General features: G+C 63.8%; 21 protein-coding genes. 10 read left to right on the top strand and 11 right to left on the bottom strand.

Annotated elements, in window-relative coordinates; genetic code table 11:
- The first annotated feature begins 200 nt into the window (after nt 1-200).
- A complete protein-coding gene (locus tag E1N52_RS03525) occupies nt 201-1,721 on the top strand; it encodes a mannose-1-phosphate guanylyltransferase/mannose-6-phosphate isomerase (RefSeq protein ID WP_133180221.1) in 1,521 nt (506 codons plus the stop codon).
- A gap of 59 nt (nt 1,722-1,780) precedes the next feature.
- On the opposite strand, the gene E1N52_RS03530 is transcribed toward E1N52_RS03525, so the two are convergent.
- Complete coding sequence (locus E1N52_RS03530) at nt 1,781-3,019, bottom strand: transposase (protein WP_133180222.1); 1,239 nt, start codon at nt 3,017-3,019, stop codon at nt 1,781-1,783.
- 659 nt (nt 3,020-3,678) lie between these two features.
- Here E1N52_RS03530 and E1N52_RS03535 point away from each other — a divergent pair.
- Entirely contained in the window at nt 3,679-4,161 is a 483-nt protein-coding gene (locus E1N52_RS03535; RefSeq protein WP_133180224.1) for a YjjA family protein, read from the top strand.
- A gap of 93 nt (nt 4,162-4,254) precedes the next feature.
- Entirely contained in the window at nt 4,255-4,791 is a 537-nt protein-coding gene (locus E1N52_RS03540; protein ID WP_246088939.1) for a hypothetical protein, read from the top strand.
- 4 nt (nt 4,792-4,795) lie between these two features.
- On the opposite strand, the gene E1N52_RS03545 is transcribed toward E1N52_RS03540, so the two are convergent.
- The 3 genes from E1N52_RS03545 to E1N52_RS03555 all read right to left on the bottom strand — a co-directional run bounded on the left by E1N52_RS03545 (nt 4,796) and on the right by E1N52_RS03555 (nt 7,751).
- The gene (locus tag E1N52_RS03545; RefSeq protein WP_133180225.1) at nt 4,796-5,398 is read right to left on the bottom strand and encodes a DUF4337 domain-containing protein; all 603 of its coding nucleotides are present in this window, start codon (nt 5,396-5,398) and stop codon (nt 4,796-4,798) included.
- Nucleotides 5,399-5,489: 91 nt separating this feature from the next.
- A complete protein-coding gene (locus E1N52_RS03550; protein ID WP_133180227.1) occupies nt 5,490-5,888 on the bottom strand; it encodes a hypothetical protein in 399 nt (132 codons plus the stop codon).
- Nucleotides 5,889-6,218: 330 nt separating this feature from the next.
- Nucleotides 6,219-7,751, bottom strand: coding sequence for a DUF6538 domain-containing protein (locus tag E1N52_RS03555; RefSeq protein ID WP_342777826.1), 1,533 nt, complete (start codon nt 7,749-7,751; stop codon nt 6,219-6,221).
- A 439-nt stretch (nt 7,752-8,190) separates the two neighbouring features.
- Here E1N52_RS03555 and E1N52_RS03560 point away from each other — a divergent pair, with 439 nt between their 5' ends.
- Nucleotides 8,191-9,402: a helix-turn-helix transcriptional regulator gene (locus E1N52_RS03560; protein WP_133180231.1), complete on the top strand. Its 1,212-nt coding sequence runs from the start codon at nt 8,191-8,193 to the stop codon at nt 9,400-9,402.
- Between the two features lie 96 nt (nt 9,403-9,498).
- Here the strand turns inward: E1N52_RS03560 and E1N52_RS03565 are convergent, their stop codons facing one another.
- The 5 genes from E1N52_RS03565 to E1N52_RS03585 all read right to left on the bottom strand — a co-directional run bounded on the left by E1N52_RS03565 (nt 9,499) and on the right by E1N52_RS03585 (nt 14,436).
- Nucleotides 9,499-10,200, bottom strand: coding sequence for an ABC transporter ATP-binding protein (locus tag E1N52_RS03565; RefSeq protein ID WP_133180233.1), 702 nt, complete (start codon nt 10,198-10,200; stop codon nt 9,499-9,501).
- Nucleotides 10,200-10,970: a high-affinity branched-chain amino acid ABC transporter ATP-binding protein LivG gene (gene livG, locus E1N52_RS03570; RefSeq protein ID WP_133180235.1), complete on the bottom strand. Its 771-nt coding sequence runs from the start codon at nt 10,968-10,970 to the stop codon at nt 10,200-10,202. Before livG ends, E1N52_RS03565 begins: the two co-directional genes overlap by 1 nt.
- The gene (locus E1N52_RS03575; RefSeq protein WP_133180237.1) at nt 10,967-12,238 is read right to left on the bottom strand and encodes a high-affinity branched-chain amino acid ABC transporter permease LivM; all 1,272 of its coding nucleotides are present in this window, start codon (nt 12,236-12,238) and stop codon (nt 10,967-10,969) included. The genes livG and E1N52_RS03575 overlap by 4 nt, the downstream gene beginning before the upstream one ends.
- Before the next feature lie 7 nt (nt 12,239-12,245).
- Nucleotides 12,246-13,172, bottom strand: coding sequence for a high-affinity branched-chain amino acid ABC transporter permease LivH (gene livH, locus E1N52_RS03580; RefSeq protein ID WP_069266061.1), 927 nt, complete (start codon nt 13,170-13,172; stop codon nt 12,246-12,248).
- A gap of 148 nt (nt 13,173-13,320) precedes the next feature.
- Complete coding sequence (locus tag E1N52_RS03585) at nt 13,321-14,436, bottom strand: branched-chain amino acid ABC transporter substrate-binding protein (protein WP_133180239.1); 1,116 nt, start codon at nt 14,434-14,436, stop codon at nt 13,321-13,323.
- Between the two features lie 1,013 nt (nt 14,437-15,449).
- On the opposite strand from E1N52_RS03585, the gene E1N52_RS03590 reads away from it, so the two are divergent.
- The 3 genes from E1N52_RS03590 (at nt 15,450) to E1N52_RS03600 (ending at nt 18,293) form a co-directional block, all read left to right on the top strand.
- Nucleotides 15,450-16,439 (top strand): ABC transporter substrate-binding protein, encoded by a 990-nt coding sequence (locus E1N52_RS03590; protein ID WP_133180241.1) that lies wholly within the window; start codon nt 15,450-15,452, stop codon nt 16,437-16,439.
- Between the two features lie 161 nt (nt 16,440-16,600).
- Entirely contained in the window at nt 16,601-17,497 is an 897-nt protein-coding gene (locus E1N52_RS03595) for an ABC transporter permease (RefSeq protein WP_133180243.1), read from the top strand.
- A 1-nt stretch (nt 17,498) separates the two neighbouring features.
- Nucleotides 17,499-18,293 carry an ABC transporter ATP-binding protein gene (locus E1N52_RS03600; RefSeq protein ID WP_133180245.1) on the top strand — a complete coding sequence of 265 codons (795 nt, stop codon included), beginning with the start codon at nt 17,499-17,501 and terminating at the stop codon, nt 18,291-18,293.
- 105 nt (nt 18,294-18,398) lie between these two features.
- Here E1N52_RS03600 and E1N52_RS03605 read toward each other — a convergent pair whose 3' ends face one another.
- The gene (locus E1N52_RS03605; RefSeq protein ID WP_133180246.1) at nt 18,399-18,800 is read right to left on the bottom strand and encodes a PaaI family thioesterase; all 402 of its coding nucleotides are present in this window, start codon (nt 18,798-18,800) and stop codon (nt 18,399-18,401) included.
- Between the two features lie 212 nt (nt 18,801-19,012).
- Here E1N52_RS03605 and E1N52_RS03610 point away from each other — a divergent pair, with 212 nt between their 5' ends.
- A complete protein-coding gene (locus E1N52_RS03610; protein WP_133180248.1) occupies nt 19,013-20,290 on the top strand; it encodes a pyridoxal-phosphate-dependent aminotransferase family protein in 1,278 nt (425 codons plus the stop codon).
- Nucleotides 20,291-20,321: 31 nt separating this feature from the next.
- Here E1N52_RS03610 and E1N52_RS03615 read toward each other — a convergent pair whose 3' ends face one another.
- Nucleotides 20,322-21,068 carry a class I SAM-dependent DNA methyltransferase gene (locus E1N52_RS03615; protein WP_133180250.1) on the bottom strand — a complete coding sequence of 249 codons (747 nt, stop codon included), beginning with the start codon at nt 21,066-21,068 and terminating at the stop codon, nt 20,322-20,324.
- 224 nt (nt 21,069-21,292) lie between these two features.
- Here E1N52_RS03615 and E1N52_RS03620 point away from each other — a divergent pair, with 224 nt between their 5' ends.
- Both E1N52_RS03620 and E1N52_RS03625 read left to right on the top strand, forming a co-directional pair.
- Nucleotides 21,293-21,979 (top strand): HAD family hydrolase, encoded by a 687-nt coding sequence (locus tag E1N52_RS03620; protein WP_133180252.1) that lies wholly within the window; start codon nt 21,293-21,295, stop codon nt 21,977-21,979.
- 173 nt (nt 21,980-22,152) lie between these two features.
- Nucleotides 22,153-22,617 (top strand): MarR family winged helix-turn-helix transcriptional regulator, encoded by a 465-nt coding sequence (locus E1N52_RS03625; protein WP_069266182.1) that lies wholly within the window; start codon nt 22,153-22,155, stop codon nt 22,615-22,617.
- The last annotated feature ends 7 nt before the right edge of the window (nt 22,618-22,624 follow it).

The raw sequence follows: 22,624 nt of genomic DNA on the forward strand, positions 1-22,624 counted from the left end.
GCCTGATTTTGGGTTCTGACAAGAAAATTCGGAGGCCGGAGACAGAATTTTTATTGAATTTTTTATCTGAATTCCGGTGTGACGGAAGCGTGATTTAAATTTAATTCGAATATTTTCCGTTTTCTTCTTTACGACTCTATTTATGACGATTTTAAGCATGCTACAAATCGCATCACCGATACCTTTTACAGGAGAGCGAGATGACGGATACGGGTTCCGCTACGGCATCGGCGAAAGCGTCCCAGACGCGTGCCGAAACGCGCAGTGCATTGCAGGTGTGCCCTGTGGTGCTAGCGGGCGGCGCGGGCTCGCGGTTGTGGCCTCTGTCGCGCGAGCAATATCCGAAGCAGATGATCAACCTCGTTGGCGAGCAGTCGCTGCTGGCCAACACCGCGGGCCGCCTCGATGCGCTCGCCGAGCGCGTGACGCTCGCAGAGGAGTTGCTGATCGTCTGCAATGAAGAACATCGATTCACTACCGCCGACCAGGTTCGCGCCGCGGGCAAGCATGCGCGTCTGATTCTCGAGCCCGTGGGCCGCGATACGGCGCCCGCGCTCACGATCGCCGCGATGTCGGTAGTAGCGAAGCAGGAAGACGGCATTCTCGTGGTGATGCCGGCCGACCATGCACTCGCCGACCTCGAAGCGTTCCAGAACACAGTGGCCGAAGGCGTGCGTCATGCGGCGAACGGCCAGATCGTGACGATGGGCATCGTGCCCACGCATCCCGAAGTGGGTTATGGCTACATTCACGTGGGCGAGCCGCTTGCGAACGCCGAACCCAACGGCGCGCGGCGTCTGAACGGCTTCGTCGAAAAGCCCTATTTCGAGCTGGCGCAGCAATACGTTGCTTCGCAGCGCTACTGGTGGAACAGCGGCATTTTCATCGTGCGCGCATCGACCTGGCTCAAGGCAATTCGCCATTTCCATCCGGCTATCTACTCCGCATGCGCGGAATCGATCGAGCACGGCAAGGCCGACGGCGACTTCTTCCGCGTGGATAGCGAAGCGTTCGCACGTTCGCCTTCGAACTCGATCGACTACGCCGTAATGGAACCGCTCGCCGGCGACCCGACGGTCGCAAGCGGCGTGGTCGTGCCGCTCACGGCCGGCTGGACCGACCTCGGTTCGTGGGACACCGTCTGGCAGGTTTCGCCCAAGGACGACGAAGGCAACGTCGCACACGGCCGCGTGATGTTCGAAGGCGCCAGCGACACCTTCGCGCATTCGGATGGCCGTCTCGTCGCCTGCCTCGGCACGAAGGATCTCGTGGTCGTGGAGACGCCGGACGCCCTGCTCGTCGCTGACCGCTCGCGCGCCCAGGACGTCAAGAAGATCGTGCAGCGCCTGAAGCAGGAACGCCGCACCGAAGCCGTGGCGCACCGCCTCGTGCATCGTCCGTGGGGTCACTACGACAGCGTGGACAGCGGCGAGCGCTTCCAGGTCAAGCGGATCGTGGTCGAACCCGGCGCACGCCTCTCGCTGCAGATGCATCACCATCGCGCCGAGCATTGGGTCGTCGTACGCGGCACGGCGCTCGTCACGCGCGGGGAAGAACGCTTCATCGTTTCGGAAAACGAGTCAGCGTACATCCCGCTTGGCGTGTCGCATCGACTGGAAAATCCGGGCAAGATGCCGCTCGAAATCATCGAGGTGCAGTCGGGCTCGTATCTCGGTGAAGACGATATCGTGCGTCTCGACGATCAGTACGGCAGGCAGTGAAGAAAGCAGTAGCGGCCATGCAGGAAGGCCGCGCGCATGACGCGCGCGGCCTTGCAAGATTAGCGCGAGAGTGTGCGGTAGCGCGTTCCGTTGATGCCGACCGTGCGCCGTTCGGCGGTGCCGGACGACCCCGTAGTGGCTTCACGAGCTTCGCTGCCCGTAAGCAATGCGCCCGTTGCGGTGTAACGCTGTACCGGGGGTTGCAGCGGTGCGAGCCGCACGCCGCCCGGCACAGCCGGCGGCAATGCGCGCGCGGCGGCGGCACCATTGGACGGATCGCCGCGCGTCACACTTGCGCCCTCGATGGACGCGTGCGGTGTGGCGCCCGGCAACACCGTTTGCGAACCGCTCTGTGCAGCGCCCTTCGACGCGGCATGCTTGCCGAAATGCGAACCCGGCCACGAAGCGCCGGACGCGGACTCAGCAATGCCTTCGCGATCGAGCCATTCACGCGCCCAGTCGAACGCGAAATTCCTGGCGGATTCGCGATCCTGGAACGGCGGCCCGATCAGGCCCGAGCGCTCGATGCGCTTGCCATCCTTGAGAATTTCCACGGCCCCGCGGAACATGCGGTTGCGCACAGGCTGAACGGTGAGGCTCATCGTATAGCCGCGCCATTCCGCGACCTGCACCACGCCGCCCGCCGGGTGCGCGCTGCGATGCGACGCGTCGCGCGGCATCGGGCGAGTCGCAACCGGCTTGCTCACGCGCGAAGGCGAGAAAGGTGCAAACGGCCCATCGCTTTGCGAACGCGTCGCACTCGCAACGGTCGTTGCACTCGTTGCAGCAGATACAACTGGCGCGCTGAACGAATCGGGCAATACCGGTTCGCCGCCAGCGAGCTGTCGCATCATGCTTTCCATGGGATCGGCAAGCGGCGCGTCGGCGAGCGCGGCGGGCGCCTGCCAGGCTTCGGGGCTCTTCCAGAACACGGCCGGCTGGCCGTCGTCCTCGGCGACTTCCTCGACTGCGACTGCAACGGGTTGCGCATCGGCCTGCGCTGGCTGGGGCACATAGACGAACTTGCGCCCGCGCTGCGAGAGCAGCTCGACCAGTTCGATCAGCGTGCCGCTGCCATGCCATTCCTCGAAACGACGACGGCAGGTAGGCCCGGACGGATAACGCGCGGGCAGACGCGACCACGACTCACCGGTGGTGAGAATCCAGAGGACGGCATTGGCCACGACACGTGGCTCGGCGCGAGGGCGGCCGCGCCGGTTGAGTCTAATAGGAGGTTCATCTGACACGAGCGAAGACACCTGCATCCACTCGTCGTCGCTCAGTTCTTCGAAATTCATGCTGTTCTCCACGCAGCCGGACCGGGGCTGCAGTGACGGAGCACTGGCTTGCGGATCTTGTTGTCCGCGTTGGCTAGCTCGGTTGCACCATATGCTTATCTGACGTGTTCATTTGCGTCGCGACGCGCACTCTGGCAGTGCGTTCTTTCACTGTATTGACGCAATACACGTGGTCTCACTCGTGCAAGGGAGAATTTGTGCAGGAAGCATACCACCTGAAACCAGCCGATGAGGAGGGCCGTAATAAGTGTTACGGTTAGAAACAATCTCCACCTTGAATCATGAGGAAGATCGCCGAAAAAGGCCTGAAAACGCAGTGTTTTACAGCGCAGATACACTTGTAACAGGTTCATTCGTTGCGTAGCCGGCACACGATCCGCGCCCAGCTCGATTCCTAACGCATGCATACCACTTAAGACACATCCACCTCGACGTGACCCCAGGTTTGCTCCTGCAGCGCTATCGTTGTGCCCGCAACAAATGACATGGCGATGAAATCATCAGACGCATCATGAAACATTCACGGCGAGACCCGGCGGTCGCACTTCACACAGGTTGCACCGCTGCTAACCGAACGCTCGTGCGGCGTCACGTAGCGATGCCGGGAAAACGAATCCGTCTATAGTGAGGGCGCACTGAACCACCACGGAGATTCGTGTATGCAAACCTCTGTTTCGGGCGTCGCCACGCCGCGCGTCGCCACTGCGCTGCTGGCCACCCTGACCCTGGCACTGCTCGCCCCCTGGGGCGCCGCACAGGCGCAGCTCGGCAACCTGCTCAACCAGGGCGGCAGCAACAGCGGTTCGGCACAGGGGGCGCTCGGCAATCTGGGCGGCCTCGGCAACTCGCTTTCGGCACCCTCGCTCACCTCGAACAGTCTCGGCAATGTCACCGGCGTGCTGCAGTACTGCATCAAGAACAATTACCTGAATGCCGACGCCGCAAGCAACGTGAAGGACTCGCTGCTCAGCAAGCTGCCCGGCGGCGCGAACACTTCGGATAGCGGCTATACGCAGGGCACGAGCGGCATCCTCACGGCCGGCAACGGACAGAAGCTCGACCTCACGGGCGGCGGCCTCAAGGAGGAGGCCACGAAGCAGGTCTGCGACAAGATTCTGAGCCAGGCGAAGTCGATGCTCTAGCCGCACCGATCCAGCATGCAGATGTGCGCGGGCGCACGGCCCGCGCAATTTATGTGCCGTAAGCTTTGAACACGAACGAAGTCCGGCTGTCGAATGGAATCAACCGGTCTTCTCTCGGCATTGCTGCTCGTAGCTATGACCAAGCACCACACTTCCGTGATATTCGCGTTCCCGGCCACTACGCTGCGAAACGCGCTGAGCGGCCTTGCCGCTTTTGCCGCCCTGCTGGTCCCGGTGGCCGCGCATGCGCAAGCCACGCAATCCGCCACGCGCGACCAGCAGTTCGACTGCAAGTCCGATCCCCACACGTTCATTTCGTCGCTGATTGACGAAAAATCCATCGAGCCCGAGCCGAGCCGCGTCGAAGCGAATTCGGTCAACGCGTTCAGCCCCGTGCGCGGCACCCGCCTGAGCGCGTTCGGCTTCCCGATTTACGTGGTGCTCGGCTACGACCGCGACGACACGCTCTTCAAGCGCGGCGCGGGCAAGGAGATCTCTTCACCGCTTTATGGCGTGGTCGTGTCCGCGCCCGCGGAGAAGGTGCGCTCGCGCGTGCGCGAAGCCAACAGCGACGCCACCGTGCAATCGGTGGTGCCGCTGCTGCTCACGGCGATCGTCTGCGGCGGATGAACGCTCAACCGCCGAAGAACGCCAACGCGCCCAGCCCCACCCCGACGATTGCGACGCCCACCGACGTATTGAGCAGCCAGCGCCGACGCGTGAGCAGCGTAATCGCCGTGAGCGCGATCGAGATCTGGATGAGTGTCGTGGCCTGAGCCCAGCGATGATGGCCGTGCAGCACGTGCTCGCTGAGCGCATCGTCCTGCTCGACGATTTTTTCGAGCGCCTCCGCCTTGGCGCGGATCGGCTCCTTCTGCTGGCGATAGCGGTCGGCGTCGGCGGCAAAGCGCTTTTGCGCGGCATCCGAATTCGGCGCGAGCGCGGAGAGTTGCGCGCCCAGCTCCGCGAGATTCTGCTTCTCGCCCTTCGCCTGGTAGTAAGCCCATTGATTCGCGGCTTCGGTCTTGCGAATCGCCGCTTCGTTCTTGTAGTAGAGCGCCTGGTTCTCGCTGTTGCCGCTCTGGTAGGCGAAGATCGCTCCAATCGAAGCGAGGATGGCCGTCATCACCGCCATGCGGCCCGGAAACGGATCGCCCTCGCCGTGCCCGCCATGGCCCTCCGCGGCGTGTTCGACCGCGTGGTCGTGCGGCCCATGCACTTCGTACTCTTCAGACATCCAAAGAAATTCCCATTCCCAGTAAAATCAAGCACTTATCGCGCGTATTTGCTACCCCGGTTACGGGTTAGTGTTACAGAAAGATAGTGTATCAGGAGGCCCCGCCGTACTTCTCTGCGCGTACCTTCTTAAGGTGTTGCTCTAGTTCGTAGTCGGCCTGTTCCTCGTCGCGGTACGCCCGGAGGTCTACATCCTCAGTATCGCCATGCTGGCGCGGCGTACCGTCGGCCCGGTAATCTCTCCGGTATTCTCGCTCCCACTTCCATAGGGCTCGCAGATACTTCCACCGCTGCGCACTCATCTTGCCCTCGTAGTCGATAGCGTCGCAATAATCCTCGCGCCGTGGTTTGCGGTAGTACTTCGGCCCGGTGTGCGCTTGCGCATATATGAGCGGCAGTACTTTTTCGTATCCCTCTCGCTGGGTTATCTCCCAAGCCTCATCAGGCGTTAAGCCTTGTGTCACCCAATACTGCGCGACCATCTCCTGCATCCCTATCGCACCGTAACTGAGTACCCGGTACGAGGGGTCCAACGTCCGCTGCAATTCGACCCGCCACCACCGCTGCTGCTCCCGGGTGCGAACAGTGATTCTCGTCTCCCGCACCATCCGGGCCATCTCTCTAGCGCTTGCCGCGCTGGCCGCGGAGTCCGCCCCGGTACCTTTTGATGGCTCTCACGGCTCATTGATGAGTACGGCCCGGTCAAGCTGCACGGGCCGGTTTGCCTTGTGCTAGTGGTGGCCTCCCGCCTATACAGCACCGCCGCGCGGTACGCCCGATTCCGTGCCGAACGCCACCGCAGCGCGCCACGCCGCGCCCGATCAAGGAAGCTTAAGGCCCGGAACGCTGATTCGTGCCATCGCAGACACGAGCGGGGCCAAGGGGTACGTAATCGAACCGTAACTACGGCCAACTGAGCCGCCAGCATGGCCGGTTATCGCGTCCGACACTTCCTCTGTAATCCCGGCGTCTCTCGCTAGGTCTTTCCAGAGATGGCGGAACGAGTGCATCGGGGCTATACGCGGATCGATAACGCCGCACGTACCACGGAGGTACATACCCCACCACTTGCCCCACGAAGCGCCCTCGCGGCCTTCCCTGTCCGGTCGTACGTCGAACAACCTATCCGCACCCTTGCGGCTCGCTACGTACTCCAGAAAACCCCGTTCCAGTATTGCGGCGTGTATCGGTATCCGGCGGACGCTCGGCACGTTCTTAACGTCCTGCCCTTCCCCGGCTGCTGTGAGTCGCACGACCCATGCTGTAGCGGTCCCGTTTCCGTCGCGGTACGTTTCCTCGTACACATCGGACGGGCTTAGCTGGGCTAGTTCCTCCAACCGCGCGCCGTGCAACAGGGCTAGCAATGGCAACCAATACGCGGCTTCTCCGCAGCCGGATACAGGTCTTGCAGCTTCGGTAAACACTGGCGAGCTAAATACCTTCTGCAGCATAGAAAGGTCATACGGGATACGTGCGGCTTTCGCGTTCTGGCGCGCGCCTACCTTTATTCCTAGTGCCGCGTTGGTATCGGCCTTAAGGTTATTCACGGCCCATGCGAGCAACGTAGACAACATGGTTAGCTGCTGATCGGTATTTACGGGCGTCTGTCCCGCTGCGCGGAGAGCGTTCTTAAACGCAACGACGTTTGCGCGGGTTATGTCTCTAACGGGTATGCGGCCTACGAGGTCATAGAACCGGCCCACCACTTTGTTAGCAATGCCGATTGTTCGCTTCTCCGGGTTACGGTCTTTGGCCCATAGCTCGACCAGTTCGGCTAGATGGCCTTCGGATGCGTTGCGCTGGACGGTGGCGGGTTTGCGGACCTTCGGTAATGCCGTGGCAGCGGGAACCGGTTGCGGGGCTGCTGTAGGGGCTGTGCGCGCTTCTCCGTTCTGTAGACGTGCCATAAAGGAGGCGAATTCCAGATACCTCGCCTCGCGGGCGTCGTGTGCGGCTTCCTGTGCGTCTAGTGGCTCGTGGAACTCTTCGGCAGAGGCTTCCTGTACCTGTTCCGCCCGCTCCACTTCCGCCCGCGTTACGGGCTTGTATGTGGGCTTACCGCGTAGCGCTTCGAACTCTCTATCGATGAATACGGACGCTTCCCGCACAAGCCGCTCTGCGTCTCTGCGGTCGCTAGTGCCCAAGGCGCGCACTATCTCTGCCTTGCCGTTGAAATGCTGGCGAAGGTCAACGGGAATCTTCCGGCGCACGTAATAGCGCGCGCCTCGGCGTAGTAGGTGATTGGTCGGCACGTCCATGTCCCTAAGTGTAGGTCGGTGGAAGTAACCGGAGGCACAGATACCAATCGCGTTAGTGTTACAGCCGGGGCCTTGCTGGATAAGGCTTTGAGCCATGTTTGATTACTAGAGGGAGAACCAAAGACTCTCCGCTTTCTCTGATTTTCACTGACTTGTCGTCCCGCCGCTCTTTCGTTTGCGCTGCGATCGCAGCGAAGTGCACGGCGCGCGCCGCCTTTTCCCCGTGCGGCACGCCTGTGTGGGAGGCTCAATTATCGTGTGCGCGGCGCGCTTGTCCAGTACCCGGAATGCATCGGTTGTAACGAAACCCGAAATCCTTCCGGACGAAAGCGAATCGTAGGTTTTATCGACTATTCATTCAGAATAGGTATCCCGGGATGCTGCAGCGCATCCCCTCCCGCCTGCCGTTTGCAAACGTGGATTTGCGCCCTGAGCGCCCCGCGCGCCGTTGCAGCGCCACATGGCCCTGTATGCAACGTCGCGCGGCATGCCCTGAGGCCTTCTGCCGTTAATAAATTCCAGCCTGGAGACCATCATGGGGCCCACACCGGCCGCGCACGCTGCGGCCATCGATACGGCTGCACACAGCGCGCGCGTGCGGCACTGTGAGCCGGATGAAACCGGCGGCCTGATCGACGCGATCTACGATGCCGGCTTCGACGCGCAACGCTGGCCGGAGGTCTGTGCGCGCATTGCGCAACGCATCGGCGCGCAACACGTCAATCTCACCATGCTGCCGCCCGAAAGCACGTTCTCGCTCGCCGAGTGGGACGGCATCGACGCTTCGTTTGCGCATTCGTATGCACAGCACTACGGCGACTTCGATCCGATCGTGCCGCAGGCGCGCCGCTGGGCCGCCGGCACGCTCGTCACCGACACGATGATCCACCCGCAGGGAAGTCTGCAACGCAGCGCCTTCGTGCAGGAATGGGTGCGGCCCCAGCGCTTCTACACGGTGGCCTTCGCGAACGTGCTGCGCGAAGGCGATATGGCCGCCGTGCTCGGCGCGCTGCGCCACGAAACGCGCTTCTATAGCGAAGATGAACTGGACGCGCTGCGCACGCTGCTGCCGCATCTGCGCAATGCCTTGCGCGTGCAGCGGCACACGGCCCGCACCCTCGCCTCACACGACAAAAGCGCCCATGCGCCCGCGGACGCACTCGATGCGCTCGCGCATGGCGTGCTGATCGTCGACGCCGATGCGCACATCGTGTTCGCGAATCGCGCCGCCGCGACGCAGCTCGCACGCGCAAACGGGCTGCGCACCGAGCACGCCGCACTCTGCGCCGCCACGGCTGCCGCCACGCAGCAGTTGCGCTCGCTGATCGCGCGTGCGGCCGGGCGCGACGCGCGCGGCCGCACGGGCGGCGCGATGCTGATCGCCCGCCAGCCGCCCGACGAGCCGCTCCAGGCGCTCATTTCGCCGCTGGGCGAGCACCGTCACGCCGACTACTTCGCCCAAGGCGCGCGCACCGGCACCGCCATGCTCATCGTGATCGATCCGCAGTCGTCACGGCGCGGCGTGGAGACGCGTCTCATCGCGCTGTTCGGACTCACGCCCGCGGAAGCGCGCGTGGCCTGCGAGGTCGGCAAGGGCCTCAACCCGAAAGACGTGGCAGAAGCGCTGCAGGTGCTGCCCTCGACGGTGCGCACGCATCTGCACCACGTGTTCGCGAAAACCACCACGCGCCGCCAGGCCGAGCTGATGCGTTTGATCGCGCAGCTTGCGATTGCACGCGGCGATTGATTCAACATTCGGTTGACGCAAAAAGAAGCGGCCCGCGCATCCCACGTTCCATGAACGCGGATGGCGCGGGCCGCAGCGCGGTCTTGTCCGCGACGATCAACCGCCCAGGTAGGCGCGCTTGATGTTGTCGTTGGCGAGCAGATTGTCGGCGCTATCGGCGAGCACGACGCGTCCGGTTTCCAGCACATAGCCGCGATCGGCGACATGCAGCGCCTTGTTCGCGTTCTGCTCGACGAGGAACACCGTCACGCCCTCCTCGCGAATCGTCCGGATGATGTCGAAGATCTGCGCGATCACGAGCGGCGCGAGACCGAGCGTGGGCTCGTCGAGCAGCAGCAAACGCGGCTTGCTCATGAGCGCACGGCCGATGGCGAGCATCTGCTGCTCGCCGCCCGACATCGTGCCCGCGCGCTGCTTCGCACGCTGGTTCAGGCGCGGAAACAGCTTGAACACATGCTCGATACCCGCATCGATCTCGTGCTGCGAGGCGAAGAAGCCGCCCATCTGCAGATTTTCGAGCACCGTGAGGCTCGGGAACACGCGGCGGCCTTCCGGCGAAATCGCCATGCCCTTGCGCATGATCTCGTGCGTGGGCGTGCGCGTGATGTCTTCGCCTTCGAACGTCACTTTCCCCGCGGAAGCGCGCGGCGTGCCGCACACGGTCATCATGAGCGTGGTCTTGCCGGCGCCGTTGCTGCCGATCAGCGTGACGATCTCGCCCTTGTTCACTTCGATCGACACGCCCGCCAGCGCTTCGACCGCGCCGTAGTGGGTATGGACCTTTTCCAGCTTCAGCATCAGTCCTCTCCGAGATAGGCCTTGATCACGCGCGGGTCGTTGCGCACTTCGTCGGGTTTGCCGATCATGATCGGCTTGCCGTGCTCCATCACCAGAATGCGGTCCGACACGCCCATCACGAGGCTCATGTCGTGCTCGATCAGGAGTACGGAGATTCCGAATTCGTTGCGCAGGCCGTCCACCATCTGCTGCAGCTCGACCTTTTCCTGCGGGTTCAAGCCTGCCGCGGGTTCGTCGAGCATCAGTAGACGCGGATCGGTGATCATGCAGCGCGCGATTTCGAGCCGGCGCTGATGGCCGTACGACAGCGTGCCCGCCTCGCGGTTCGCCACCTGCTTCAGGCCCACGCGCTCGAGCCAGTACGCGGCACGCTCGAGCGCGGCGCGTTCGGCGCGGCGATAGGCGGGCGTCGCGAACAGGCCGCTCAGCATGTTGCGGTTCACCTTCAGGTGCTGCGCGACCATGAGGTTTTCCAGCACCGTCAACTGCTTGAAGAGGCGAATATTCTGGAACGTGCGCACGAGGCCGCGGCGCGCGACCTGGTGGCTCGGCTGGCCGGTGATGGCATGGCCTTCGAGCACGATGTCGCCCGCGGTGGGCTTGTAGAAGCCGCCCACGCAGTTGAACACCGTCGTCTTGCCCGCGCCGTTCGGCCCGATGATCGCGAACACTTCGTTCGGACGCACGTCGAAGTCGATGCCGTCCACGGCCAGCAGACCGCCGAAGCGCATCTGCAGGCCGGCTACTTTCAACAACGCTTGTGCGCTCATTGCGGCAACTCCACGTGCGGACGGCTCGCGGGCAACAGGCCCTGCGGACGCCACATCATCATCAGCACCATCACCAGACCGAAGATCAGCATGCGGTACTCGGCAAAGCCGCGCGCCACTTCGGGCAGCGCCGTGAGCAGGATCGCGGCGAGCACGACGCCCAGCTGCGAGCCCATGCCGCCCAGCACCACCACGGCAAGAATGAGCGCCGACTCGATGAAGGTGAACGACTCGGGCGTGACGAGCCCCTGGCGCGCCGCAAAAAACGCACCGGCGAGGCCCGCGAACGACGCCCCCAGCGTGAACGCCGAGAGCTTGATGCGCGTGGGATTCAGACCCAGCGAGCGGCACGCGATTTCGTCTTCGCGCAGCGCTTCCCAGGCGCGGCCCATCGGCATGCGCAACAGACGGCTCGTGACGAACAGCGTGAACGCCACCAGCACGAGCGCGAGCAGGTACAGGAAGATCACCATGTGCTCGCCGCTGTACTCGATGCCGATCAGCTCGTTGAATGTCTTCGCGCCTTCCACACTCGCGTGGCGGGCCATTTCGAAGCCGAACACGGTGGGCTTGGGAATGCTGGAAATGCCGTCCGGGCCGCCCGTGATGCTCGTGAGGTTATTGAGCAGGAGGCGGATGATCTCACCGAAGCCGAGCGTGACGATGGCGAGATAGTCGCCGCGCAGACGCAGCACCGGGAAGCCGAGCACGAAGCCGAACGTGGCTGCGGCAAGCGCGGCGAGCGGCAGGCATTCCCAGAACGTGAAGCCGAAGTACTGGTTGAGCAGCGCATACGTATAGCCGCCCACCGCATAGAAGCCCACGTAGCCGAGGTCGAGCAGACCCGCGAAGCCCACGACGATATTGAGCCCGAGGCCGAGAATCACGTAGATGAGCGCGAGCGTCGCCACGTCGATCGAACCGCGCGAACCGAGGAACGGGAACACCGCACCGAATGCGAGGAGCACCCAGATCGCCACGCGCTGCTGACGCGCGCCGAGCGCAGGAGCCCTGGGCAAGCGCACGTGACTCGTGGCGCGCACGAACATCGGCTTGACGAGCTGGAACACGAACACCACGGCGGCCGCGATCCACACCGGGCGCCAGTGCTGCTGCAGCACGACCTGATAGCCATCCAGCGTGAGTTGCAGGCCGAGAATGGGCGCCGTGAGGATGATGGTCGCCACGGCGGCGGCAAGCGCCCCCTTCACCGTTTGCGACGAAGATTGACCAGGCGCGGCCACGCGAACCGAAACAGTTTGACTCATGGCGACCTCACACCTTTTCGACGTCCGGCTTGCCGAGCAGGCCGGTGGGACGGAAGAGCAGCACGAGCACGAGCAGGCCGAAGGCCACTACGTCCTTGTACTCCGCAGGCATGTAGCCCGAGGCGAAGGTTTCGGCGAGACCGAGCAGCACGCCGCCGAGCATCGCGCCCGGAATGCTGCCGATGCCGCCTAGCACCGCGGCCGTGAACGCCTTGATGCCCGCAATGAAGCCGATATACGGATTGAGCTTGCCGATCGTGAGACCGATCAGCACGCCGCCCACTGCCGCGAGCATGGCGCCGAGCACGAACGTGAACGAGATCACGCGGTTCGTATCGATGCCGAGCAGGTTTGCCATCTTCATGTCTTCCGCGCAGGCGCGGCACGCGCGGCCCATACGCGAGCGCGAGATGAAGAGCGTGAGCGCGATCATCAGCACGAGCGTCACGCCGACGATCAGCATGCGCGAGTACGGAACCGTCACTTCGAAGTTGCCGCCCATGTTGAAGTCGAGCGCGCCGGAAATGAGCATCGGCACGGACACGTCGCGCGCGCCCTGCCCGATCTGCACGTAGTTCTGCAGAAAGATGGACATGCCGATGGCGGAGATGAGCGGCACGAGGCGCGGCCCGCCGCGCAGCGGCCGGTACGCCACGCGCTCGACCGCGAAACCGTAGAGCCCGGTGACCACCACCGAGACGATGAGCGCCGCGCCCAGCACGAGCGGCAGCGGATAACCCGCCGAGGTGCCGATGGCCGTGAGCGTGACGAGGCCCACATAGGCGCCGATCATGTAGATCTCGCCGTGAGCGAAGTTGATCATGCCGATGATGCCGTAGACCATCGTGTAGCCGATGGCGATCAGTGCATAGATCGCACCCAGCGTGAGCCCGTTGACGAGCTGCTGGGTGAACTGAGGAAGAAAATCATTCATGCGTAAGCCCCGCGGCCGTGAAGCCGATGAGAGACCTGTGGAGAGACCTTTGGAACCGTACCAACCCTTTTTTAGTTGCGCGCACAACCGCTATGAAAACGCCCCGCCGCAAGACAAGGCGGGGCGTTAGCAGCGTGCAGCGCCGGGATCAGTTCGCGGCGGTCTTGGTGGCGTCCTTGTGCCACGTGTAGACGACGAAGCGGAACGACTTCAGGTCGCCCTGTGCGTCGTATTCGACCTTGCCGATCGGCGTGTTGAACGCGTTCTTGTGCAGGTAGGCCGCGACCTTGGTCGGGTCCGTGCTCTTCGCGCCGGCAATGCCGTCGGCGATCACTTCGACTGCCGCGTACGAAGGCATCTGGAACGGGCCGTTTGCGTCGCGCTTGGCGTCGGCGAAAGCCTTCACGAGCTTGGCGTTGGCGGGGTCCGAAGCGAAGTCGGCCGGCAGCGTGACGAGCATGCCTTCCGAAGCCGGGCCGGCGATGGCCGTCACGTCCTTGTTGCCCACGCCTTCCGGACCCATGAACGTGGCCTTCACGCCCTGTTCACGCGACTGGCGCATGAGCAGGCCCATTTCCGGGTGATAGCCGCCGAAGTACACGAAGTCCACGCCCTGCGACTTGAGCTTCGTGACGACTGCGGAGTAGTCCGAATCGCCGGCGTTGATGCCTTCGAACACGACGACAGGAATGTGCGCCTTGTCGAGCGCGGCCTTGACCGACGTGGCGATGCCCTGGCCGTACGACTGCTTGTCGTGCAGGATCGCGACCTTCTTCGGCTTGACCTTGTTGATGATGTAGGCGGCGGCAGCCGGACCTTGCTGGTCGTCGCGGCCGATGGTGCGGAAGATGAACTGGCGCTTCTTGCCTTCGGTCAGCTGCGGCGCGGTGGCCGACGGCGTGACCATCACGACGCCTTCGTTCTCGTAGATGTCCGAAGCGGGAATCGTCGAGCCCGAGCAGACGTGGCCGACCACGTACTGGATATGCTGCGAAACGATCTTGTTGGCGACGGCGACAGCCTGCTTCGGCTCGCACGAGTCATCCATCAGGACGGCTTCGAGCTTGTTGCCGTTCACACCGCCGGCGGCGTTGATCTGCTCGATCGCAGTCAGCGCGCCCGCCTTGACCATGTCGCCGTACTGGGCGACCGGGCCGCTGAACGGGCCGGCAATGGCGATCTTCACGGTGTCGGCGTTTGCGCTTGCACCAAATGCGAGCAGCGCGGCGGCCACGGAAACAGAGGTAAGGCGGGACAACATCATCAGGAGCTCCTCGATTGTTTTCGGGTCAACCGGTCAGACGGAATGACCTGCGCAAACGAACAGCGCCCCAATGATCTTCAATGGGGAACAACCACGACGAGCACCAGAGAAAAAAGACGTGACGGGGCCCGGCGTGTATCAGCGCCCTGGTAGGCGGCTGAGTTCGGAGAGACTGCTGAGTTACAGACTCTGTTGCGCAAGCGATCCGCCTGCCCCGTTCGCTGCAATTCATACCGGAAAGGTGGACCGGCCTGAATCAGCGACCCGCGGATGCTATCAATAATCCCTTTTCACCGCAACCAAGGGTTTTTTCGGATATCGAGTTGAGTTTTGACATCGGTCAATTGAGGGGAGTGCTGGAAAGCACTTGAAAAGGCTCGGGAAAATAGCCTTTCAGGTGGGAGGCGGGCCACGCTCCCAGCTGAGATGACCGGCTGGTGCGGGTGTATGGAATTGCCGGCTTTTTTGATTTTTACGCAGCCTCGAATGTTATTTCGTTTTTCGATGGAATCTGATCGACGAATCGTAACTTATTTGAATATACGAGATTAACTTTTTGACGCACAAAATCGCCGATTGCATTATATTTATACCGGGAATACCCTAAATGCAGAATGCGCCAAATCATTGATTCGAAATGATAAATATTACAAAAGCATTAAAATGAAATCTTTGCGTTCGGCCGATTCCCGTATCTACCCCACATCACCGCCATCTTTTTTGCCTTCCAATACGAAGCCGAGAAGACTCTCGTCAAAGCGACGACTTTCCCCATAATCGGATCGTGCAGTTTCGAATTAATCCGCGCGACACCGTGGCGCGCCCGCCTCACTGGCCTTCCACCGCGTTCCAGCCCCGCAATAGACGGTGGTATCCTCGCTCCCTCGCCGCGCCCGCATGCACCACTACGGCGCATGCCGCGTGCTCTCGCGCCACGCGTGAAGCCGGCGACGCCGCACCGAGCAGATCCGAAAAAACCGCAAGAACCCAGCACTCGGGGGAGATCAAACAGAATGAAGACCTTCAAACAGGCAGCCGCTGCCGCCACCCTTTCCCTGATCGCCGGCGCCGCCGCGCTCGCGCTGACTTCAGGCGCAGCATGCGCCGCCGAAACCGCGACCGTTGAAGTGCTGTCGATCGTCGAGCACCCCGCGCTCGACGCGATCCGCGACGGCGTGCGCGACGAACTCAAGGCCGCGGGCTACGACGCCGGCAAGAACCTCAAGTGGGAATACCAGAGCGCGCAGGGCAACACGGGCACCGCCGCGCAGATCGCCCGCAAATTCGTGGGCGACAACCCAAGCGCGATCGTCGCCATCGCGACGCCTTCGGCACAAGCCGTTGTGGCCGCAACGAAGTCCGTGCCCGTGGTCTACTCGGGGGTAACCGATCCGGTGGCCGCGCAGCTCGTCAAGACGTGGACGCCTAGCGGCACGAACGTGACCGGCGTGTCCGACAAGCTGCCGCTCGACAAGCAGGTCGCGCTCATCAAGCGCGTCGTGCCCAACGCGAAGACGGTCGGCATGGTCTACAACCCCGGCGAAGCGAATTCGGTCGTCGTCGTGAAGGCGCTCAAGGAACTGCTCGCGCAACAGGGCATGACGCTCAAGGAAGCCGCCGCACCGCGCACCGTGGACATCGGCCCCGCAGCGAAGAGCCTGATCGGCAAGGTCGACGTGATCTACACGAACACCGACAACAACGTCGTTTCGGCCTACGAAGCGCTCGTGAAGGTCGCCAACGACGCGAAGATCCCGCTCGTCGCCTCCGATACGGACAGCGTGAAGCGCGGCGCCATCGCGGCGCTCGGTATCGACTACAGCGACCTCGGCCACCAGACGGGCAAGGTCGTCGTGCGTATTCTCAAGGGCGAGAAGCCCGGCGCGATCGCCTCGGAAACCAGCAGCAAGCTGCAACTGTTCGTGAATCCGGCTGCCGCGCAAAAGCAGGGCGTGACGCTCTCGGCTGACCTGCTCAAGGACGCGACCACGGTCGTGAAGTAAGGCGCAGGCGTGGGCGCCGGCATGGCGCATCGCACGCAGCCGCACTGCCTGGCCCGATAAAGGCCACTTACGCGCGCAACGGCGCGCCGCCCCATCCGGGCGGTGCGCCGCGCGTCGACTCCGGCGCACCGCTGCCGCAGACCGCAACAGGATTCTTCCCCATGTCCCTCTACTCGCTTCTGGGCGCGCTCGAGATCGGCCTGATCTTCAGTCTCGTGGCCCTCGGGGTGCTGATCTCGTTTCGCATCCTCAACTTCCCCGACCTCACCGTCGACGGCAGCTTCCCGCTGGGTGGCGCCGTGGCCGCCACGCTGATCGCGGCCGGTCACGATCCGTTTCTCGCCACCGCCTGTGCGGTCGTTGCGGGCGCCATCGCAGGCTTCATCACCGGCTGGCTCAACGTGCGCCTGAAGATCATGGATCTGCTCGCGAGCATCCTGATGATGATCGCGCTCTATTCGATCAACCTGCGCGTGATGGGCGCGCCGAACGTGCCGCTCATTTCCGAATCGACGGTATTCACGATCATCCAGCCCGCCTGGCTGCCCGACTACGTGCTGCGTCCGCTCGCGCTCCTCGTCGTCGTGATGGCCGCGAAGTTCGGCGTGGACTGGTTCTTCTCGTCGCAATACGGCCTCGCGCTGCGCGCCACGGGCGCGAACCCGCGCATGGCGCGCGCGCAGGGCATCGCCACGGGCCGCGCGACACTCGCCGGCATGGCGCTCTCCAACGCGCTCGTCGCGTTGGCCGGCGCGCTCTTCGCGCAAACCCAGGGCGGCTCGGACATTTCGATGGGCATCGGCACCATCGTGATCGGGCTCGCGGCCGTGATCATCGGCGAGAGCGTTCTGCCCGCGCGCCGGCTCATGCTCACGACGCTTGCCGCCGTGCTCGGCGCGATCCTTTATCGCTTCTTCATTGCGCTTGCGCTCAACAGCGATTTCATCGGCCTCAAGGCGCAGGACCTGAATCTCGTCACCGCCGTACTCGTGACGATCGCGCTCGTGCTGCCCGCCACGCGCAAGAAGCTGTTTGGCCGCAAGAACGGGAGGGCATGAGATGCTCAGCGCCAAAGACCTCAAACTGACTTTCAACCCCGGCACGCCGATTGAAACACGCGCGCTGCGCGGCCTCACGCTCGAAATCCCGAGTGGCCAGTTCGTGGCCGTAATCGGCTCGAACGGCGCGGGCAAGTCCACCTTCCTCAACGCGATCAGCGGCGACCAGAGGGTGGACAGCGGCACGATCACCATCGACGGCCAGGACGTCACGAAGAAGCAGGCATGGGACCGCGCGCATCTCGTCGCACGCGTGTTCCAGGACCCGATGGCCGGCACCTGCGAGGCGCTCACCATCGAAGAAAACATGGCGCTTGCAATGGCGCGCGGCAAGCGCCGCGGCTTCGGCCCCGCGCTGAAAAAGCAGGATCGCGAGCTGTTCCGCGCGAAGCTGCGCCTTCTGAATCTGGGCCTGGAAAATCGCCTGACCGATCGCATCGGCCTGCTTTCGGGCGGCCAGCGTCAGGCGGTGAGTCTGCTGATGGCGTCGCTGCAGCCCTCGCGCATCCTGCTGCTCGACGAGCACACGGCGGCGCTCGATCCGAAAACGGCCGCGTTCGTGCTGGAGCTGACCGCACGCATCGTGGAAGAGGCGAAGCTCACGACCATGATGGTGACGCATAGCATGCGCCAGGCGCTCGACTACGGACAACGCACAGTGATGCTGCACCAGGGGCAGGTTGTGCTCGACGTCTCGGGCGATGCGCGCCGCGGCCTCGACGTGCCGGACCTGCTGCGCATGTTCGAGCAGACCCGACACGAGAAGCTCGACGACGACGCGCTGCTGCTGGGATAAGTGTCCGCGCTCAGCGTTAAAAAGCCCGCCCTTCAGTCGAAGTGGCGGGCTTTTGCTTTTCAGTGAAATTATTTCGGATTCCGATTCAACTGGAAGACGCTTCGATCACGCCTTCTTCGGATACGAATACTTGAACGTCCCCTGCGCACTCGCGATCAGCAGGCGGTCGTCCACCCACGCCTCGGCGCGCGCAAAGAAGATCGAGCGGCCGCCGCGTTCCAGAAAGCCCTTCGCGCGCACGAACTGGCCAAGCCCCTTGTCGAGATAGTTGGTCGTGAGCGAGAGCGTGAAGCCATGACGCGGCGGCTCGCCAACCGGTGCGAAGAGCCCCGCGTAGCCGGCAGCGGCGTCGAGCAGCGTGGCAATCGCGCCGCCTTGCAGCACGCCCTGGCGATTGAGCTTGGAGGCGTCGATGGGCATCACCAGCTCCGCGTAGCCCTCGCGCCACTGCGCGACGCTCACGCCGAGCGTTTCAAGAAACGGATTGTCCACGGCGAATTGCGACATACGCTGTCTTCCTTGCATTATCTGGCGATGCGATTGATTATAGGGTGGCTGCCGCAATGCCGCAGCGGGCCGCAGCACCGCCCATACGACTGTTCAGCGAAATTCCGCGCAACTGTACATGGCCAGCGCTGCCGCGCCGCACAACACTGCCTGAGGGCGCACCGATCGCGCCTCCCACGCAACCCCCTTCCAGGTAAAACCAGGTACTCAAGATGAACGACAACGCGCTCCACCCCGACCCGCTGGCCACTTCGCGCACAGCGGCGGCAGCGGCCGAGGCCGCGCCCGTGCCTTGCCCCACTGTCGAAACGCTCGACCGCATCCTGCCCGAGGAGCCGCTCCTCATGATGGGTGCGGGCCCCGTGCCGATTCCCGACGCCGTGGCCAAGGCCAATACCGTCGTCATCAATCACCTCGGCGACACCATGGCACGCGTCATTCACCAGGTGAAGACGATGGCGCGCTACGTGTTCCAGACGCGTTCGAACTGGGTGCTCGGCGTGGCCGGCCCCGGCTCCGCGGCGATGGAAATGGCGATCTCGAACCTCGCGTGGCCCGGCACCCGCGTGCTCTCCATCGTCAACGGCTTCTTTAGCCAGCGCATGGCCGAAATGGCGGGCCGCGTGGGCGCCGAGGTCACCACGCTCGACGTGGCGAACGGCGAGATCGCCTCGCTCGAAGCCGTGGCGCAAGCCATCGAGCGCACGCGCCCTGCCGTCGTCACGATCGTGCACGGCGAAACCTCCAATACGGTATGGAACCGCGAGCTTAAGGAAATCGTGCAGCTCGCCAAGGCTGCCGGCGCGCTCGTGGTGGTGGACGCCGTCTGCACGCTGAGCACCATGCCGCTGGACATGGACGCCTGGGGCATCGACGTCGTCATCACGGGCGGCCAGAAAGGCCTCTCTTCGATCCCGGGCGTCTCGCTGATTGCCTTTTCGGACGCCGCCTGGGAGCGCGTGCGTACGCGCACCGCGCCGAACACGCACTGGTGCCTCGACGCCATGCTCGCCGAAAACTTCTGGCACAACGCCGGCTATCACTACACCGCGCCCGTCTCGGGCGTGCTGGCGCTGCACGAAGCGCTGCGTCTCGTGTGCACGGAAACGCTCGAAAAACGCTTTGCGCGCCACCTGCGCTGCTCGCTCGCGCTGCAAAGCGGCGTGAGCGCGCTGGGTCTCGCGCTTTATACGCCGCAAGCGTGCCGCCTGAATTCCGTGGTCGGCATCGGGCTGCCCGAAGGCGTCACCGCGCGCGAGGTATGCAATCACATCTCGCAGCAATATCAGGTGGAGATTGCCGGATCGTTCGGTCTCCCGATCGTTCGCATCGGGCAGATGGGCGAGCAATGCCGCGAGCACAACCTCTTTCGCACCGTCCACGCGCTTGGCCGCACGATGAGCGATCTCGGCGTGAAGGTCGATTTGCCCGCCGGGGTCGCCGCGCTCGAAGAGTCGCTTTCGGCCGGCTCGCGCGAAGCACGGCGCTGAGCGCTTGCGGCGCCTGGCGCCGCTCAGCCACTCAAACGCGCCGTGCGCGCACGCAGATGAACGCCGGGGCCTGCGCCAGTTCCGCGTGCAGCGCCGGCGACACCGCCTTCATTTCCGGTTGTGGCATGGGCTCGAGCACGCGGTCGATGGCCCAGCCTGCTTCCATGAGCGCGTTGAAAATATCGGCAAGCGGGCGCCTGAACGCCTCCACCCACGGCTTCGGCTCGCCGAAGCCGCCCCAATGCAGGCCGAACCGCGTCGTTTCGAAGTAGGTGCGAGAACCGCGCGTACGCGTGTCGATCCAGTCGCGCATGGGATGGGACATCGAAAACACCAGCAGCGCGCCGGGGCGCGCCACGCGGTGAAACTCCCGAAATGTCGGCGCGAGGTGCTCGACGTAGTCGAGGGCAAGCGAGCACACGATGCGGTCGACCGAAGCATTCGGGAGCCATTCGAGCGGCCGCCCGAGGTCGCCCTGCGCGACGTCGACCGCGAGGCCTGCGCAACGCGCCTTCGCCAGTTCGACCATCGCGGGCGTGACGTCGAACGCCTGCACGCGTGCGCCCTCGCCCGCCAGCTCCGCGCTCACGATGCCGGGCCCGCAGCCCGCGTCGAGCACGTCGAGTCCAGCCACTGATCCAAGCAGCGAGCGTGTGGCGGGCCGCTCGTAGAGCGCGTTGTGCGGCTTGACGGGGGCCTGCTCGGCGTAGCGGTCGGCGAATTGCGTGTAGCTGGCGCGGCCGGGGAGTTCGCTGGGGGTCTTTTCGTCGGTGGACATGAAGGCAGTTGGGTAGCGATTTGAGTACGCTATTGTCCATCGTTTCAAACGGGCCGACCAACGCAGCACCTTGCACGGCGGCCTGCTCCGGCCCGCCGCTGCGATTTGCCCGCGAAAAACGCAAGCAAACGCGCCCCCGGTTATCATCGCGCTCTTGCGTGCGCGATCCCGATGCGCGACGCATGACGCAACCGCAGGTAACTGAAAGCAACCGCAGGCAAACGATGTCCCCCATCCCCTTCGACGCCATCCTCTTCGACTGCGACGGCGTGCTCGTCGACTCAGAACGCATTACGCACGTGGTGCTCACGCAGATGCTGGGCGAACTCGGCTGGACGCTCACGGTGGACGAAGCCATGCGCATCTTCGTCGGTAAGGCCGTGAAAGACGAGGCCGCGCGCATCGAGGCGCATACGGGCTTCGCGATTACCGACGCCTGGCTCGAAGGCTTTCGCGCGCGCCGCAACGAAGCGCTGGAGCGCGATCTCGTCGAAATTCCGGGCGCGCCCGCGGCCGTACGCGCGGTGCACGCGGCAATGAATGGGCGCATCGCCGTCGCCTCGGGTGCGGACCGGCGCAAGGTCGAACTGCAGCTGCGCAAGGTGAACCTGCTCGACTGCTTCGAAGGGCATATCTACAGCGGCCACGAAACGCCGCGCAGCAAGCCGCATCCGGATGTCTATCTGGCGGCAGCGGCCGGTCTCGGCGTGGACCCCGCCCGCTGCGCCGTGATCGAGGACACGGTCACGGGCGCGCGCGCCGGCCTCACCGCGGGCGCCACCGTGTTCGGCTACAGCCCGCCCGAGCCCGGCCACAGCAGCGCGCAAGCGCTGCTCGAGGCGGGCGTCGCGCACGTTTTCACCGACATGGTGCAGCTTCCCGCCCTGCTTTCCCGCTGGTCAAATAGTTAAGCGCGTATAAAACAACGCCAAAAAACCCGCGCGCCGCGCGCATTGTTGGCCGTACGCATCACCACGCATCAGATAGAAAGCAGGCTGCCGACGAGTCGCATACCATCCGATTCGTGGCGCTGCGAAAGAAAAAGATAGTTTGCTATCGAATCGCTTTGGGCTATGATCCGCCGATGTCGAATCTTCATACTTTACGCCTTGCGGTCAGCAGCACGCTCGTCGTGGCGGCACGCAAATGGCGGCGCACGACACACGGCGCCCTCACCGCATACAACGTCTCCGAGGCGTGCGCCGCGCCGCTTCTCACCGCCGGGCGCCTTGGCGAAGCCGTGCGCCAGGTAACGCTTGCGGAGCACGTGGGCATCGAAGGTCCGTCGCTCGTGCGCCTGCTCGACCAGCTCTGCGCCGCGGGCCTCGTGCGCCGCGACGAAGACCCCGACGACCGCCGCGCAAAAACGATCTCGCTCACGAGCGAAGGCCGCGCCGTGACCGAGCGCATGGAAGACGAACTGCGTTCGCTGCGCGCCCGCGTGCTCAAGGGCGTGAGCCGCGCCGACCTCGAAGCGACGCTGCGCGTGCTCAACGCGTTCAACGCAGTTCCCCCCGCAGACCAGGCTGACCGGCCCTTACACGACTGAAAGCAGA

The sequence above is a fragment of the Paraburkholderia guartelaensis genome, from assembly GCF_004353905.1.
Classification (GTDB): domain Bacteria; phylum Pseudomonadota; class Gammaproteobacteria; order Burkholderiales; family Burkholderiaceae; genus Paraburkholderia; species Paraburkholderia guartelaensis.